This is a genomic window from Alphaproteobacteria bacterium HT1-32, from assembly GCA_009649675.1.
Taxonomy (GTDB): domain Bacteria; phylum Pseudomonadota; class Alphaproteobacteria; order Rhodospirillales; family HT1-32; genus HT1-32.
In genome coordinates this window covers 227,286-242,793 of sequence record WJPL01000001.1, presented here as the reverse complement: position 1 = coordinate 242,793, position 15,508 = coordinate 227,286, and the positions used below count along the sequence as shown (strand labels likewise).

Annotated in this window: 14 protein-coding genes; all 14 read left to right on the top strand. The window is 56.4% G+C overall.

Annotated elements, in window-relative coordinates; genetic code table 11:
• Nucleotides 1-53 precede the first annotated feature (53 nt).
• The 14 genes from GH722_01060 (at nucleotide 54) to GH722_00995 (ending at nucleotide 15,392) form a co-directional block, all read left to right on the top strand.
• Nucleotides 54-1,829 carry a hypothetical protein gene (locus tag GH722_01060; protein ID MRG70344.1) on the top strand — a complete coding sequence of 592 codons (1,776 nt, stop codon included), beginning with the start codon at nucleotides 54-56 and terminating at the stop codon, nucleotides 1,827-1,829.
• Nucleotides 1,830-3,009: 1,180 nt separating this feature from the next.
• Nucleotides 3,010-3,228: a hypothetical protein gene (locus GH722_01055; protein MRG70343.1), complete on the top strand. Its 219-nt coding sequence runs from the start codon at nucleotides 3,010-3,012 to the stop codon at nucleotides 3,226-3,228.
• Nucleotides 3,229-3,280: 52 nt separating this feature from the next.
• On the top strand, nucleotides 3,281-6,310 hold the full coding sequence (locus GH722_01050) for a hypothetical protein (protein ID MRG70342.1): 3,030 nt from the start codon (nucleotides 3,281-3,283) through the stop codon (nucleotides 6,308-6,310).
• 10 nt (nucleotides 6,311-6,320) lie between these two features.
• A complete protein-coding gene (locus GH722_01045) occupies nucleotides 6,321-6,680 on the top strand; it encodes a hypothetical protein (protein MRG70341.1) in 360 nt (119 codons plus the stop codon).
• 195 nt (nucleotides 6,681-6,875) lie between these two features.
• Complete coding sequence (locus GH722_01040; GenBank protein MRG70340.1) at nucleotides 6,876-7,412, top strand: RNA 2'-phosphotransferase; 537 nt, start codon at nucleotides 6,876-6,878, stop codon at nucleotides 7,410-7,412.
• Between the two features lie 137 nt (nucleotides 7,413-7,549).
• Nucleotides 7,550-9,157 carry a phage head-tail adapter protein gene (locus GH722_01035; GenBank protein ID MRG70339.1) on the top strand — a complete coding sequence of 536 codons (1,608 nt, stop codon included), beginning with the start codon at nucleotides 7,550-7,552 and terminating at the stop codon, nucleotides 9,155-9,157.
• Nucleotides 9,150-9,422, top strand: a complete 273-nt coding sequence (locus GH722_01030; GenBank protein ID MRG70338.1) for a hypothetical protein — start codon at nucleotides 9,150-9,152, stop codon at nucleotides 9,420-9,422. Before GH722_01035 ends, GH722_01030 begins: the two co-directional genes overlap by 8 nt.
• A 434-nt stretch (nucleotides 9,423-9,856) precedes the next feature.
• Nucleotides 9,857-11,029 carry a hypothetical protein gene (locus GH722_01025; GenBank protein MRG70337.1) on the top strand — a complete coding sequence of 391 codons (1,173 nt, stop codon included), beginning with the start codon at nucleotides 9,857-9,859 and terminating at the stop codon, nucleotides 11,027-11,029.
• Nucleotides 11,030-11,032: 3 nt separating this feature from the next.
• Nucleotides 11,033-11,833, top strand: coding sequence for a hypothetical protein (locus GH722_01020; GenBank protein MRG70336.1), 801 nt, complete (start codon nucleotides 11,033-11,035; stop codon nucleotides 11,831-11,833).
• A gap of 108 nt (nucleotides 11,834-11,941) precedes the next feature.
• Nucleotides 11,942-12,742, top strand: a complete 801-nt coding sequence (locus GH722_01015; GenBank protein ID MRG70335.1) for a hypothetical protein — start codon at nucleotides 11,942-11,944, stop codon at nucleotides 12,740-12,742.
• Between the two features lie 108 nt (nucleotides 12,743-12,850).
• The gene (locus GH722_01010) at nucleotides 12,851-13,672 is read left to right on the top strand and encodes a hypothetical protein (protein ID MRG70334.1); all 822 of its coding nucleotides are present in this window, start codon (nucleotides 12,851-12,853) and stop codon (nucleotides 13,670-13,672) included.
• A gap of 86 nt (nucleotides 13,673-13,758) precedes the next feature.
• Nucleotides 13,759-14,145, top strand: a complete 387-nt coding sequence (locus GH722_01005; GenBank protein MRG70333.1) for a hypothetical protein — start codon at nucleotides 13,759-13,761, stop codon at nucleotides 14,143-14,145.
• A gap of 50 nt (nucleotides 14,146-14,195) precedes the next feature.
• Nucleotides 14,196-14,483: a hypothetical protein gene (locus tag GH722_01000; protein ID MRG70332.1), complete on the top strand. Its 288-nt coding sequence runs from the start codon at nucleotides 14,196-14,198 to the stop codon at nucleotides 14,481-14,483.
• A gap of 108 nt (nucleotides 14,484-14,591) precedes the next feature.
• Complete coding sequence (locus tag GH722_00995; protein ID MRG70331.1) at nucleotides 14,592-15,392, top strand: hypothetical protein; 801 nt, start codon at nucleotides 14,592-14,594, stop codon at nucleotides 15,390-15,392.
• The last annotated feature ends 116 nt before the right edge of the window (nucleotides 15,393-15,508 follow it).

Here is a 15,508-nt window from a genome sequence, read left to right as displayed (position 1 = left end):
CAGAAGTTTCCGCCGATTCAGCCCGGCAGTCCCGACTGCGTGATGCTGTCTGGATGCTGGATACCGAGGTGGCGCTGAATGACGGCCTGACCGGTGTCGCCGAACAGGTGGTCACCCGCGCCCCGGCAAATGATGTCAGCCGCCAGTTCGATGCGGATGCCGGTCGCCTTGTCGAGCAACTGTTCGGTTCGGTTCCCGAAGATGTCAGTGAAGGCGCCCGAAAGTTTGCCCGTGAAAATGCGGATTCTGTTCTGGGCTCTGCGACGGCTGCCTGGCACGACGGCGATGCCGCTGCCGGTCCGGGGACGGCCCTGCAGGCCTTGCAGAAAAACCTTCTTGGCCTGTTCCGGGGCGGGCGCAGCGCCGGGGCGGATGCGGACAGCCTGACCGGCGAGGCGCTCAGCCGGATCGAGCTGCTGCGCGGTGCCCTGCCGGATGAGGCGCTGGGCAGTCTCGGCAAATGGAGCCGGGGCATGGCCGCTGCTGCCGATCTGGATTCCGCGCTGACCCGTGGCGATGCAGCGCGGGCGGAGCAGGCGCTGGCCGGCAAGGCGCTGGCTGACAGCCTGCCGGAGGAGGCCCGTCGCGAATTTGCCCGCCGCACGGCAATCGTCAGACAGCGGAGCAAGGCGGCAGAGATCCGCCAGACCCTGCGTGCCGGTGTCGAGGCCTTTGGCGAGGCCGGCGGCGGGGGCGAGAAGCTGGATGCAGCAGTTGAGAAGGCTGCGGCCTCGACCCGGATCCGGGATGCGGATGAACGCGCCGCCTTCGGCTGGTCGCTGCGTCAGGACCTCGCCCGTACCCGCGCCATCAAGCAGGCCCGTGGTCTGGCAGTCGAACGGTCATTCCGCAGCAGCCTGAAAGACGGCTCTGCCGACCCGGAGGCCCTGTTCGGTCTGCTGGACCGGGCAGAGCAGGAGGGCCTGCTGGATGATGCACGGCTGACCCTGCTGCGCCGTGAACAGGCGACGGCACTGGAACTGCTGTTGCCGGACGAGGCGGCGGCAGATGACCCGATCCTCGCCGCCAGCCGCCAGAAGCTGTCGCAGGTCGCAGATTCCCTGGGCGTTGCCGGTAACTTACCGGCCAGCCCCGCAGCAGGGAGCGACCCGGCAGAAGCTCCCGCACCGTGGGCTGTCCGGGCTGAATCCGCTGCGTCGGGAGGCGACAGGCTTCACGGTGGTGCCGGCAATGACGCCCTTGACGGCAGCTACCGCTATGGCGACCCGGACCGTAAGGCGAAGACCGGGGCAAAGCTTGACGAAATCTCGAATGAGGATGGCTTACCGATATTGACGATGCCGGAAGAACGAACAGAGAGTATCCTGAATGATACACCGGCAATATTCAGGTATCAGCCGAACAAAGACGTCAAGGCGGACACAGTGCTTTGGGAACGAAAGCATCTCGGTGTCGATGCCGTCATCAAGCATGATGACCTGATCAGGGAAATGTCTGAGAAACACGGTGTTGATGCTGACCTTGTCCGCGCCATCATGTTTATGGAAAACGCCAGGGGGCATTGGTACATCCTCAATGACCTTGCAGATCGTTGGAAACTGTCAGACAGCATCATGCCAATGAACATCAACCCTGAAATATGGGGAGGGCTGCTTGGCGGGAAGGCTGATTTCTATGATCCGGCCCAGAACATCGAGGCTTCAACAATCCTGATCAAACGAATAGCCGACCGGTTGGAGAATCCAACGGCCGAAGCTGTGGCGTCCATATGGAATTACCTTGGTCAGGAGGAGACCGTTGAACTGGGTGCCTATGTTCAGCAGGTCTATGAGTCCAGGGCATGGGAGCAGACAGATGACAGCGACTGAATAGTCAATGTCTGCCGGGTAAAAAAAGTATCACTGCCGGTGCTTTGTGCCCTGAATAAATCATCGGGTAACCATTATGACGCCACAGGCCGATTATATTTGTGATTACAGCAGTCAAAGGAACAGGCATGTACAAAAAAATATTCGGAGAGAAGGTGGGTTCAATTCGCTGGTTATTTGCAACAAGCGCGTGCGTAAGCCTGATTTTGTGTATGTCTTTATTAATATTCCGGCTCCATCTTGGAGCAATAGATGAAATTTGTGTAATACCGATGAAGGGTGGCGGTCTCATTCCGCTGCATAACGCCTACGGACCTGGTGTTTATTGTAACCCCCGATGGGTAGGAATATTGTTATTCGTAACATATTTTTCGTTGATTTTTTTATGTATTTTATTTCCATTATTCTGTTTATTGAGAGTATTAGTTTACATACTATCAAGAATTAGACTGAGAAAGTAATGTCAGAGCATTATGTATTATGAAAATTACATGCAACTGCAGATGGACAGCTGACTTTTCGGAGAGACCGGATCACGGAAGCATTGTCGATGCTTTGTGTCCTGAACAAATCATCGGATGACCATCGTGAAACCACAGATCAATTATATTTGTGATTACAGCAGTTGAAGGAACAAGCATGTACAAAAAAATATTCGGAGAGAAGGTGGGTTCAATCCGCTGGTTGTTTGCAATAAGCGGATGCACAAGTCTGATTTTGAGTGTATTGTTTCTAATATTCTGGTTGTATGTTGGAGTAATAGATGAAATTTGTGTAATACCGATGGAGGGTGGCGGTCTCATTCCGCTGCATAACACCTATGGACCTGGTGTTTATTGTAACCCTCTGTGGGTGGGAATATTGTTATCAGTAACATATTTTTCCCTGATTTTTTTCTGTTTTATATTTCCGTTACTTTGTTTGTTGAGACTTTTGTTTTACGTGATTGTCAAAAAATAACGTGTCAGAGATAAATCTTCACGACTGTGTTTCAGGGGGGAATTACCTGCCCGGCAGGCTGAATCCTCAACAGCAAATTCCCCGCTGGTTCTGAACGCGTTTAAAAACCAGATCTAAGCTGTCCTGTTTTCATTCGTTTCTCATCTGTCAGGCCGTCCTTCGGTGCGCCTTTTTTCATATATAGCCCAAGGGCAAACCACATAAGTCACAGGCCGGTGATCTGATTCAGCGCCCTGACCGGCTGGCCGCAGAGCGGTTGGTTCGGGACGACCGCTGGCAGGAGATCGCCGAGCGGGTGCTGCCCCGTCAGGCGGATTCCAATACCCGCAATACCGCAGGCGACAAGCGCACGGACAATATCTTTGATTCCACAGCCTGCGCCGGCCTGTCATCTGGCGGTTTTTTTCCGATTTTTGTCGCCCGAAATTTCGCGGGCTGACGAGACCGCGTCTGCGGTCCCCATACCCTTTCCTGAAACATAGGAGAAGCTGATGCTTCGTGTTCCCCCCGTCTCCGGGCCGGACAGTGCTGCGCCGCGCGTGGCTGTCATGCCGGAAGTTTCCGCCGATTCAGCCCGGCAGTCCCGACTGCGTGATGCTGTCTGGATGCTGGATACCGAGGTGGCGCTGAATGACGGCCTGACCGGTGTCGCCGAACAGGTGGTCACCCGCGCCCCGGCAAATGATGTCAGCCGCCAGTTCGATGCGGATGCCGGTCGCCTTGTCGAGCAACTGTTCGGTTCGGTTCCCGAAGATGTCAGTGAAGGCGCCCGAAAGTTTGCCCGTGAAAATGCGGATTCTGTTCTGGGCTCCGCGACGGCTGCCTGGCACGACGGCGATGCCGCTGCCGGTCCGGGGACGGCCCTGCAGGCCTTGCAGAAAAACCTTCTTGGCCTGTTCCGGGGCGGGCGCAGCGCCGGGGCGGATGCGGACAGCCTGACCGGCGAGGCGCTCAGCCGGATCGAGCTGCTGCGCGGTGCCCTGCCGGATGAGGCGCTGGGCAGTCTCGGCAAATGGAGCCGGGGCATGGCCGCTGCTGCCGATCTGGATTCCGCGCTGACCCGTGGCGATGCAGCGCGGGCGGAGCAGGCGCTGGCCGGCAAGGCGCTGGCTGACAGCCTGCCGGAGGAGGCCCGTCGCGAATTTGCCCGCCGCACGGCAATCGTCAGACAGCGGAGCAAGGCGGCAGAGATCCGCCAGACCCTGCGTGCCGGTGTCGAGGCCTTTGGCGAGGCCGGCGGCGGGGGCGAGAAGCTGGATGCAGCAGTTGAGAAGGCTGCGACCTCGACCCGGATCCGGGATGCGGATGAACGCGCCGCCTTCGGCTGGTCGCTGCGTCAGGACCTCGCCCGTACCCGCGCCATCAAGCAGGCCCGTGGTCTGGCAGTCGAACGGTCATTCCGCAGCAGCCTGAAAGACGGCTCTGCCGACCCGGAGGCCCTGTTCGGTCTGCTGGACCGGGCAGAGCAGGAGGGCCTGCTGGATGATGCACGGCTGACCCTGCTGCGCCGTGAACAGGCGACGGCGCTGGAGCGGCGGACCCTGGAATGGCGCGAGACCGCGGAGGGGGCCGGTCTGTTGCGCGACCCGTCGGGGTTCGACCGGACGAATACAGTTCACCGCCGTCAGGTTGATCTCTGGTGGAAGAAAACCCTTGAACAGCTGGCCCCGGCTGACTTGCAGCCGGATGGGGCGGAACAGGGTATCTTCGCCGACCTGCGTTCCGAAGATGAACAGCGGCTGCCCGGTCTTGATGATGACCCGCTGGCGGTTGCCCGCGATATCGTGCCGCGTATCGGGTATCTGCCGAAACCGCTGCGGGGGCAGATACTGACGGTCTGGCGCACCGGTGATGCGGCGGCGCTGGCCCCGCTGGCAGAACTGACCGCTGATCTGCTGGGCGAAAGCCCGGCGGCGCTTGACGACCTGCCGCCGGCAACCACGGCGGGCCTGTTGCTGACCGCGGCCTGGGTCCGGGGTGGGGCCCGCCCGGACAAGGCGCTGGAGACGGCCCGCAGCGCGGTGGCGGGCGACATTACCGCCGACGCTGATCTGTCTGCGGCGCTGGAACTGCTGTTGCCGGACGAGGCGGCGGCAGATGACCCGATCCTCGCCGCCAGCCGCCAGAAGCTGGCGCAGGTCGCAGATTCCCTGAGCGTTGCCGGTAACTCACCGGCCCGCCCCGCAGCAGGCAGCGGCCCGGCAGAGGCTCCGGCACCGCGGGCTGTCCGGGCTGAATCCGCTGCGTCGGGAGGCGACAGGCTTCACGGCGGCGCCGGTAATGACGCCCTTGACGGCAGCTACCGCTATGGCGACCCGGACCGTAAGGCGAAGACCGGCGCAAAGCTTGACGAAATCTCGAAGCTGCCGCCGCAATCCCGGCCGCTGGATATCTCGGATGAGGACGGCAAGGCCGTTATCCGTGATCCGGAAACCGGGGATGTCCTCGGTGAAGCCGGGTTCCGGACGGTTGATGCCATTGAGGCACTGCTGGCCGGGGCCGGTCTCGACAAGGATTTCGACAGGCTGACGGAGGATGAGAAACAGGCGCTGATCGATGCCGCAGGCATGATCCCCGGCCTCGGTGAAGGTATCTCTGCCCTGCAGGCCTATGAAGCGGCCCTGCAGGCAAAAGCGGCCTGGGAACGCGGCGATTTCGGCGAGGCGGCGGGCAATGCCGCCCTGGCCCTGCTGGATGGTGCGGGGGCCGTTCCCCTCGTCGGCAAGGCCGCGAAACTGGTCAGGCTGTTTGGCGGCTTCATCGCCCGTAACGCCCGGAAACCTGGCCGGCAGGCCGATGCAATCACCCCGGACACCGGCCTCGCCATGGCAACGGCGGGCGGGGCCGGCAACCCGGTCAGGGGCAACCGGCCTTCCGGACAGCCGGATGATCCGGGGCGGCGGGATGAGCAGTCACCCACCGGGGAAACGGAGCCTCGGGGGAATGACCATCAGACAGATCAACTCCCTGATCCGGTTGGCGGAAGTGACCCGGACCTCCGGGACCGTCTGTATGAACTGTCTCCTGGTTCTGCCCGGTTTGACCCCGCCAAACCGAAAGACCGGCGGAAGTTGAAGAAACATGCAGAGAGTATTGATGAACTCCGCGCCTATGCCGATGAACTCTATGATGCCAATCCGACACGGGAACAGCTCGGGGAGCTGGCTGATATTGCCTATGATCCTGCAATCAAGGGCTTTCGGGCACATGAGGCCCGACAGGCGAAAAGGCTTGAAAGACAGCTCGGTGCGAAGCTCGAAAGATCAAAAGACGCGGGATATGATCTCTATGATCCTTCTACAGGCATGAAATATGATCTGAAGGGAGCCCCGAAAGGGCAGAAATCAGTTTGGACGCCCGAGTATGCCGTATCTCGCATCAGTAAGAGTGCCGTAGGAAAACCGGATATAGTTTTTGCTATTGATGCAGAAAACTGGAGCGGCAAGGATCTGGATCGCTTTAATAACCTTCTCTCACAGCATGGAAATATAGACTTATCAAAGGTCTTTATTCTTAAATAAGGAGAATGTCATGGCAATGGAATTGCATATTCTGCCATCTAATAATGCTGATTATGAAAATATGTGGTTCTGTAGACTTTCATATGCAGAATATATTTTTGATGAAATACTAGATTATATAAAAATACCGAAAATGAATATGCTATATGAACATCTGTCCGCTCACCAGAATAAAAGTCTTTGCCTCGTGTTATATCTGGATGAATACCCCCGCGAGGATGTCATTGAACTGAAGCGCGCAGCCGGCGAGGCGCTTGAGTATTTGAGAACCGACGGCCCGGGCGATTACAAGGGCATGGAAGATGCTCTCTCAAAGATCACCGGATACACGGAAGAACTGATCACCCGGCTCGACGGCTGGGGGTACTGACCCCGGTATTTCCTTCAGTATCCTTTCCTTTATCCCGAAACGGCTTCCGGCGGGTCCGGGTGGATGCTGTCAGGTCAGGGGTATTGATCCTGTACTGTCTTGCTGAAAATCTGCAAAGGCCTTCACCGGTTCTTGCAAAAACCGCTCTGTCTCCGCCATAACCCGGTAGATAACAACTGAACAAGGATACGCCACATGGATGATGTGCGTCTGTCGAAATTCCTGTCGCTGGTATTGCGGCATAAACCGCAGAAGATCGGCCTGACCCTGGATGAGGAAGGCTGGGCGAATGTCGAGGAGCTGCTGGCGGCGATGGCCCGTGATGGCAAGGTGATCAACCGCGCTCGGCTGGATCGGGTGGTTGCCAATAATGACAAGCAGCGTTACGGCTTTGATGAAACGGGAACGAAAATCCGCGCCCGGCAGGGCCACAGCCTGAAGGTCGATCTGAAATTCACCGCTGTCGCCGCACCGCCGGTTCTCTGGCATGGTACGGTAGATCGGTTCTTGCGGCCGATACTGGCGGAAGGGCTGAAACCGGGCGGCCGGCAGCATTTGCATCTGTCGGCTGATACGGAAACCGCCCGGGCCGTCGGTGCCCGCAGGGGCAAACCGGTCATTCTGAAAATTGATGCCGCCGCCATGCAGGCTGTCGGGCATGATTTCTTTCTTTCCGACAACGGCGTGTGGCTGACCGCTGCGGTACCACCGGAATTCCTGTCACAGGAATAGCCATACCCGGTCACGTTTTGCCCTGTCGACACCAGGCCGGGGCTGAGTTTACTTCTCGTTTCCAGCGATCACACCGCTTCATCAGGCCGTCCTTCGGGGCGGCTTTTTTCATATATAGCCCAAGGAGCAAACCACATATGTCACAGGCCGATGATCTGATTCAGCGCCTTGACCGGCTGGCCGCAGAGCGGTCGGTCTGGGACGACCACTGGCAGGAGATCGCCGAGCGGGTATTGCCCCGTCAGGCGGATTTCAATACCCGGAATACCGCAGGCGACAAGCGCACGGACAAGATATTCGATTCCACAGCCGCCCTGGCGCTCGACCGGTTTGCCTCGGCGATGGAAAGCATGCTGACACCGCGTTCCTCACGCTGGCACAGCCTGCGCTTTGCCAGCTCGGCGCTGGAGGAGGACGACACGGCAAAGCGCTGGCTGGAGCAGGTAACCGATTTGCTGTTCCGGGTTCGGTATGGTCCGTTCGCGGCCTTTGCCTCGAACCTGCATGAGGCCTATGTCAGCCTCGGTGCTTTCGGCACCCAGGTGATCTATACGGAAGAGGGGTTCGACCGGGCGCCGATCCATTACCGTGCCCTGCATATCGGTGAATGTTTTCTGGAGACCGATTTCACGGGCCGGGTGGATACGGTCTATCGCCGGTTTGAACTGTCGGCCCGGCAGGCGGCGCAGAAATGGGGTGAGCAAAAGCTGTCGCCGAAACTGTCCCGTGCGCTGGAGAAAGACAGTGATGCAGACCAGCAATTCGCTTTTCTGCATGCGGTGCAGCCGGCTGCAAAGGAAGGTCGCAGGGCCTTCGACAGCTGGTATGTGGAAATCGAGAGCCGTCATATCGTGCATAGCGGCGGCTATTACGAGATGCCCTATCATGTCTCCCGTTTCGCCACGACCCCTCGGGAGACCTATGGTCGCGGGCCGGCCATGTTTGCGCTTCCCGATATCAAGATGCTGAACGAGATGGCGAAGACGACCTTGCGCGCAGCCCAGAAGATGGTCGACCCGCCGCTCGGCATTTATACGGACGGGGTGATGGGCCGCCCGAACCTGAACCCCGGTGCGCTCAACCCCGGCGGGGTGAATGCGCAGGGGCAGGAGATGATCCGCCCGATCGGCGGCGGTGGCCGTCCGGATATCGGACTGGATATGATGGAGCGCCGCCGTCAGGCGATCAATGAAGGCTTCTGGGTAACCCTGTTCCAGATCCTTGTCGACAGCCCGGCGATGACGGCAACCGAGGTGCTGGAACGGGCACAGGAGAAAGCCCAGCTGCTGGGTCCGGCGGTCGGGCGACAACAATCGGAACTGCTGGGGCCGCTGATCGAACGGGAGGTGGCAATTCTCGGGCGGAAAGGTTTGCTGCCGGAGCCGCCGCCGCATATCGCCGGTGAGGAACTGGAGATCGACTATACCTCGCCACTGGCTCGGATGCAGCGGGCTGAGGAAGGGGTCGGCACGCTGCGCACGCTGGAAGCGTTGCAGGCTGTAGCCCCGGCCAAGCCGGAGGTTTTCGACAATCTGGACGCCGATGCCACGGTGCGGGGGCTGGCCGAAATCAACGGTATGCCGTTGAAATTCCTGCGTCCGCTGAAGGATGTGGCCGCGAGCCGCAAAAGTCAGCAGGCCGAAGCCGCACAGGCCGGCCAGATGCAGGCGCTGATGGGTATGGCCGATGCGGCGGGCAAGGCCGCACCTGCTGTTCAGGCGCTGAAGGATGCCGGTGATGTCTGATATCAGTGAGCGCCTCCGCCGCCTGTTTATCCGCCGCCGGGATTCCTATCGCGACTGCTTCCGGGGGCCCTCCGGAGAGCGGGTGCTGGCTGACCTCGCTGCCTTCTGCAATTGGAATGTTGCCATTCCGCCCGGCGACGCCCCGGCGATGGCCTATGAGGAAGGCAAGCGCCGGGTTTTCCTGCGTATCAAGTCACTGGCCGAAATGGACGACCGCCGCCTCTCCCGTCTGATTGACGATGGAGAGGATGAGAACGGCGGGTAGGTCCACGCGATCCTGAAACAAGTTCAGGATGAGGGGGGCATTTTACTCCAATCCCTCAGCCCCCGGCTTCACGTCTTACTCCCCTTCATCCTGAACCCGTTTCAGGATGAAGAGGTTCATTTTACTCTGATCCCTCAGCCCCCGGCTTCACGTCTTACTCCCCTTCATCCTGAACCCGTTTCAGGATGAAGAGGTTCATTTTACTCTGATCCCTCAGCCCCCGGCTTCACGTCTTACTCCCCCTCATCCTGAACCCGTTTCAGGATGAAGAGGTTCATTTTATTCCGATCCATCAGCCCCCGGCTTCACGTCTTACTCCCCCCTCATCCTGAACTTGTTTCAGGATCGTTCTCAACTGGCATTGGTCAGAAAACACCGCCCCGCCGAAAACCGCTCTCCCCCCTCCATAACCTGTCTGAATAAGGAAAACTGCCATGAGCTATGCACAGGGCCCTGCAGAGCGTGCCCGCATGCCTGCCCCTCAACCGATGCGTCTGCCGGAAGAAGACCGGTCATGGGCGCAGGATTTTCTCAATCAGTGGGAAGCCGCCGATGACGCGGACGGACAGCGTCAGGTTTTTGCAGACTACAGCGGTGATTTCCCGGACAGCCGTCGCCGCCGGGCGCTCGGTGAACTCGTCGTCGAACGCCTCTCCCGGAAAGCTGAAACTGAGCGGATGAACCCGGTCGAACAGATGGACCGGATGGCGAAGATCGATTCATCGCCGCTGATGACCGCTGCGGATGATGACTGGTCTGTGATGCCAGGGCCTGCAAACCCCGGAGACACTACCCCCCGGCCAGGTGAGGTGCAGATGGCTGCCCTGCCGCTGGGGGCGGTGGCAGGATGGGAAGCTTTGCTGGGTGCGCTCACACTGGGGGGTATTCTCACCCATGAGACACAGAAATCGCCGGGTGGTGAGGCGCCGGGGGAAAATCAGTCTGCGGGGCGTATGGCCCCGGCCAGACCGCCGGCCCAGATTCCCCCGTTTCCGGCGGGTGGTGCTGTCGATGCCGGTCCTTCTGTTACCCCTGTCCCCGACCGGCAGGAAACACCGGTGCTGCCCGGCGGCGGCCCGGTTGTCCCGGCAGAACCGTCCCCCTTTCCGCCGCCACTGCTTGATGAGGTTCCTTATTATTCAAGCGTCGAAATCGTCACAAAAAGCGGAAGGAAATATTCTCTCCGTGATTTCAGCAATGAACGGTCAAAAGATCAGCTGCGGAATTTTCTGGGGGAACTTCCGGGCGAAGAACTGGCAGATGCACTGGTTGATATTCTTGACGACCAGATGGTTGATACAGACGAGGGCGGAGACACCTTTGTCCATGTCGTGAAAAGCGGCGGCGAAAGAAAATCCCTGGAGGACTTTCACCGGTTGCGTGAGGCCTATGGCCTGTCGGAAGCTGATGTTAAACCCGTTACCGGGAAGGATATCCGTGAGATGAAGAAATTCCGGGCACCTGATGGAACAGAGATCATGTGGAGAAGACGTAGCTCGCAAGGTAAAACGGTTGAACTTCATGTGAAATTTCCGAAATCCCTGAATGGTGAGCGCATTGCAAAAGGTGCCCGAGAACCAAGGATGAAAATCAGGTATGGAGAGTGAGTGATGCAGATTAAATATGACGATGACCAAAGTTATTTATGGACGAATGATCCGGATGAAATGGCACCATGGGTTGAGCGTGCTGCTCGTCTGGTAAATCAAAAGGAAGATCCCGATCTGGATATTTCTTTCTTACAGCCAGGATGGAAAAAGATCGGCTTCAAATTTTGGTTTGCGTGTACTGATGTCGGTATTCTTGAAGATATGTATGCGTATCCGGCTGTTAAAGGGCAATTGAGAAATCAGGCCATCAACCCGGAAAACCCGACCTGGATGAGCGCCCTGTTCAGCGCGGCAGATGTTGGACCGGACAGCACGGTTTGCATTCTGACGGACTCCTTTGGGATATTTCTGGCGCTGGTTCAGGGCGACCCCTTTCTTGCCCGGGATGTCTATGCCTCAATGGACGAAGATTTTCGGCATGGCGACTTTACTTTGCTGTTTGATGAAACCGAAAGTTGGGTAATCGCAACCTCGTGTGAAGATTTTTTCTTATTCGCCTGCACCACCGAGATCATGGACAGGTTTTTTGACATCGTTGGTGGCGAGAAGAAACTCGAATTTCAGTATGCGATAGCAATGAATCGATATCGCAGCCGTACGACCGGTAAAGCCACCCGGTGGCTTTATTCCATAGTGGACTGGGAGATGCCTTTTGAACTTGTCGAAGGCGACGGCAAATTATCGAAACGGGATGTTACGGTTATCGTTCCCCGGGATCAGGAAAAGATCTGTGATCATTTCAACATTCCCGCCGATGAACGCCCGGCCCCGCCGGAATATCATGAAAGCATGTACCGGTAACGCCCTGCCTTCGGGTGCCTGAAGGCATTTTGCCGGTGGTCACCGCAGCGGTGGCAAGTCAGGTCAGGTAACTTTCCGCGCATGAAAATCAGGTATGGAGAGTGAGCGATGCAGATTAAATATGACGATGACCAAAGTTATTTATGGACGAATGATCCGGATGAAATGGCACCATGGGTTGAGCGTGCTGCTCGTCTGGTAAATCAAAAGGAATATCCTGATCTGGATATTTCTTTCTTACAGCCGGGATGGAAAAAGATCGGCTTCAAATTTTGGTTTGCGCGCACTAATGTCGGTATTCTCGAAGATATGTATGCGTATCCGACTGTTAAAGGGCAATTGATAAGCCAGGCCATCAACCCGGATAACCCGACCTGGATGAGTGCCCTGTTCAGGGCGGCAGATGTTGGGCCGGACAGCACGGTTTGCATTCTGACGGACTCCTTTGGGATATTTCTGGCGCTGGTTCAGGGCGACCCCTTTCTTGCCCGGGATGTCTATGCCTCAATGGACGAAGATTTTCGGCATGGCGACTTTACTTTGTTGTTTGATGAAACCGAAAGTTGGGTAATCGCAACCTCGTCTGATGAGAATTTCTTCTTTGCCTGCAGCCCGGAGATCATGGACAGGTTTTTTGACATCGTTGGTGGCGAGAAGAAACTCGAATTTCAGTATGCGATAGCAATGAATCGATTTCGCAGCTGTACGGCCGGTAAAGTCACCCGGTGGCTTTATTCCGTAGTGGACTGGGAGATGCCTTTTGAACTTGTCGAAGGCGACGGCAAATTATCGAAACGGGATGTTACGGTTATCGTTCCCCGGGATCAGGAAAAGATCTGTGATCATTTCAACATTCCCGCCGATGAACGCCCGGCCCCGCCGGAATATCATGAAAGCATGTACCGGTAACGCCCTGCCTTCGGATGCCTGAAGGCATTTAGCGGGTGATCACCGCAGCGGTGGCAAGTCAGGTCAGGTAACTTTCCGCGCATGAAAATCAGGTATGGAGAGTGAGTGATGGAAGTAAAGCATCTGGATTATCATAGCTATTTACGGACGGATGATCCGGTGGAGATGGCACCGTGGGTTGAGCGTGCCGGACGACTGGTAAATCAGAAAGGATATCCCGAGAAGGATGCTTTTTTCATACAGCCGGGATGGAAAAAAATCGGCTTCTGCTTTGCTTTTGACCGTACTGATGTCGGCATTCTGGAAGATATGGATGCCTATCCTTCTGTTAAAGGACAGAAGCGAGATGACGTGGTTAACCCGGAAAACCCGACCTGGATCAGTACTCTGTTCAGGGCGGCCGATGTGGGGCCTGACAGCACGGTCTGCATTCTGACGGATTCCTTTGGCATATTTCTGGCGCTGATTGAGGGGGATCCCTTTGTTGCCTGGGATACCTTTGCCGCGCTCGACGAGGACTTTCGGAATGGCAATTTTACTTTGCTGTTTGATGAAACCGAGAGCTGGGTAATCGCAACCTCGAGTGAAGATTTTTTCTTCTTTGCCTGCGCCCCGGAGATTATGGACAGATTTTTTGATCTGGTTGGCGGAGAAAAAAAACTTGAATATCAGTACGCTATTCTCAGGAATCTGTATCGTCAGGAAATCCCGGGCGGGGGAACCCGGTGGCTTTATTCTATGGTCGACTGGGAGATGCCTTTCGAGCTGGTTGAAGGGGACGGGTACCTAGCAAAACGGGATCTCACGGTAGTTGTGCCGCGGGACCAGGAAAAGATCTGTGATCATTTCAACATTCCCGCTGATGAACGCCCGGCCCCGCCGGAATATCATGAAAGCATGTACCGGTACGCGCTGCATTCGGATACCTGAAGGTATTTAGCCGGTGGTCACCGCAGCAGTGGCAAGTCAGGTCAGGTAACTTTCGGAGCATGAAAATCAGGTATGGAGAGTGAGTGATGCAGATTAAATATGACGATGACCAAAGTTATTTATGGACGAATGATCCGGATGAAATGGCACCATGGGTTGAGCGTGCTGCTCGTCTGGTAAATCAAAAGGAAAATCCCGATCTGGATATTTCTTTCTTACAGCCGGGATGGAAAAAGATCGGCTTCAAATTTTGGTTTGCGTGTACTGATGTCGGTATTCTTGAAGATATGTATGCGTATCCGGCTGTTAAAGGGCAATTGAGAAATCAGGCCATCAACCCGGAAAACCCAACCTGGATGAGTGCCCTGTTCAGGGCGACCCCTTTCTTGCCCGGGATGTCTATGCCTCAATGGACGAAGATTTTCGGCATGGCGACTTTACTTTGCTGTTTGATGAAACCGAGAGCTGGGTAATCGCAACGTCGTCTGATGAGAATTTCTTCTTTGCCTGCAGCCCGGAGATCATGGACAGGTTTTTTGACATCGTTGGTGGCGAGAAGAAACTCGAATTTCAGTATGCGATAGCAATGAATCGATATCGCAGCTGTACGGCCGGTAAAGTCACCCGGTGGCTTTATTCCGTAGTGGACTGGGAGATGCCTTTTGAACTTGTCGAGGGCGACGGCAAATTATCGAAACGGGATGTTACGGTTATCGTTCCCCGGGATCAGGAAAAGATCTGTGATCATTTCAACATTCCCACCGATGAACGCCCGGCCCCGCCGGAATATCATGAAAGCATGTACCGGTAACGCCCTGCCTTCGGATGCCTGAAGGCATTTAGCGGGTGATCACCGCAGCGGTGGCAAGTCAGGTCAGGTAACTTTCCGCGCATGAAAATCAGGTATGGAGAGTGAGTGATGGAAGTAAAGCATCTGGATTATCATAGCTATTTACGGACGGATGATCCGGTGGAGATGGCACCGTGGGTTGAGCGTGCCGGACGACTGGTAAATCAGAAAGAACATCCCGAGAAGGATATTTCTTTCCTACAGCCGGGATGGAAAAAGGTCGGCTTCAGCTTTGCTTTTGACTGTACTGATGTCGGTATTCTGGAAGATATGGATGCCTTTCCTCCTGTTGAAGGACAAAAGAGAGATGACGTGGTTGACCCGGAAAACCCGACCTGGATCAGTGCCCTGTTCAGGGCGGCCGATGTGGGACCTGACAGCACGGTCTGCATTCTGACGGATTCCTTTGGCGAATTTCTGGCACTGATTGAGGGGGATCCCTTTGTTGCCTGGGATACCTTTGCCGCGCTCGATGAAGACTTCCGGAATGGTGATTTTACTTTGCTGTTTGATGAAACCGAGAGCTGGGTAATCGCAACCTCGTGTGAGGACTATTTCTTTTTTGCCTGCACCTCCGAGATCATGGACAGGTTTTTTGACATCGTTGGTGGCGAGAAGAAACTCGAATTTCAGTATGCGATAGCAATGAATCGATATCGCAGCTGTACGACCGGTAAGGGAACCCAGTGGTTTTATTCCATAGTGGATTGGGAGATGCCTTTTGAACTTGTCGAGGGCGATGGCAAATTATCGAAACGGGATGTTACGGTTATCGTTCCCCGGGATCAGGAAAAGATCTGTGATCATTTCAACATTCCCGCCGATGAACGCCCGGCCCCGCCGGAATATCATGAAAGCATGTACCGGTAACGCCCTGCCTTCGGATGCCTGACCGCCTTTAGCGGGGAAGAGAGCTTCATCGCTCAGTCCCCGGCTCTCCCCTAACCCTGAACCTGTTTCAGGGTCATGCTCTGCAAGCAACAACG

What these genes read in the sequence shown, in the direction of transcription:
- GH722_01060 (MRG70344.1), top strand. Translation starts at nt 54, where the DNA reads ATGCTGGATACCGAGGTGGCGCTGAATGACGGCCTGACCGGTGTCGCC.
- GH722_01050 (MRG70342.1), top strand. Translation starts at nt 3,281, where the DNA reads ATGCTTCGTGTTCCCCCCGTCTCCGGGCCGGACAGTGCTGCGCCGCGC.
- GH722_01045 (MRG70341.1), top strand. Translation starts at nt 6,321, where the DNA reads ATGGCAATGGAATTGCATATTCTGCCATCTAATAATGCTGATTATGAA.
- GH722_01040 (MRG70340.1), top strand. Translation starts at nt 6,876, where the DNA reads ATGGATGATGTGCGTCTGTCGAAATTCCTGTCGCTGGTATTGCGGCAT.
- GH722_01035 (MRG70339.1), top strand. Translation starts at nt 7,550, where the DNA reads ATGTCACAGGCCGATGATCTGATTCAGCGCCTTGACCGGCTGGCCGCA.
- GH722_01030 (MRG70338.1), top strand. Translation starts at nt 9,150, where the DNA reads ATGTCTGATATCAGTGAGCGCCTCCGCCGCCTGTTTATCCGCCGCCGG.
- GH722_01025 (MRG70337.1), top strand. Translation starts at nt 9,857, where the DNA reads ATGAGCTATGCACAGGGCCCTGCAGAGCGTGCCCGCATGCCTGCCCCT.
- GH722_01020 (MRG70336.1), top strand. Translation starts at nt 11,033, where the DNA reads ATGCAGATTAAATATGACGATGACCAAAGTTATTTATGGACGAATGAT.
- GH722_01015 (MRG70335.1), top strand. Translation starts at nt 11,942, where the DNA reads ATGCAGATTAAATATGACGATGACCAAAGTTATTTATGGACGAATGAT.
- GH722_01010 (MRG70334.1), top strand. Translation starts at nt 12,851, where the DNA reads ATGGAAGTAAAGCATCTGGATTATCATAGCTATTTACGGACGGATGAT.
- GH722_01005 (MRG70333.1), top strand. Translation starts at nt 13,759, where the DNA reads ATGCAGATTAAATATGACGATGACCAAAGTTATTTATGGACGAATGAT.
- GH722_01000 (MRG70332.1), top strand. Translation starts at nt 14,196, where the DNA reads ATGGACAGGTTTTTTGACATCGTTGGTGGCGAGAAGAAACTCGAATTT.
- GH722_00995 (MRG70331.1), top strand. Translation starts at nt 14,592, where the DNA reads ATGGAAGTAAAGCATCTGGATTATCATAGCTATTTACGGACGGATGAT.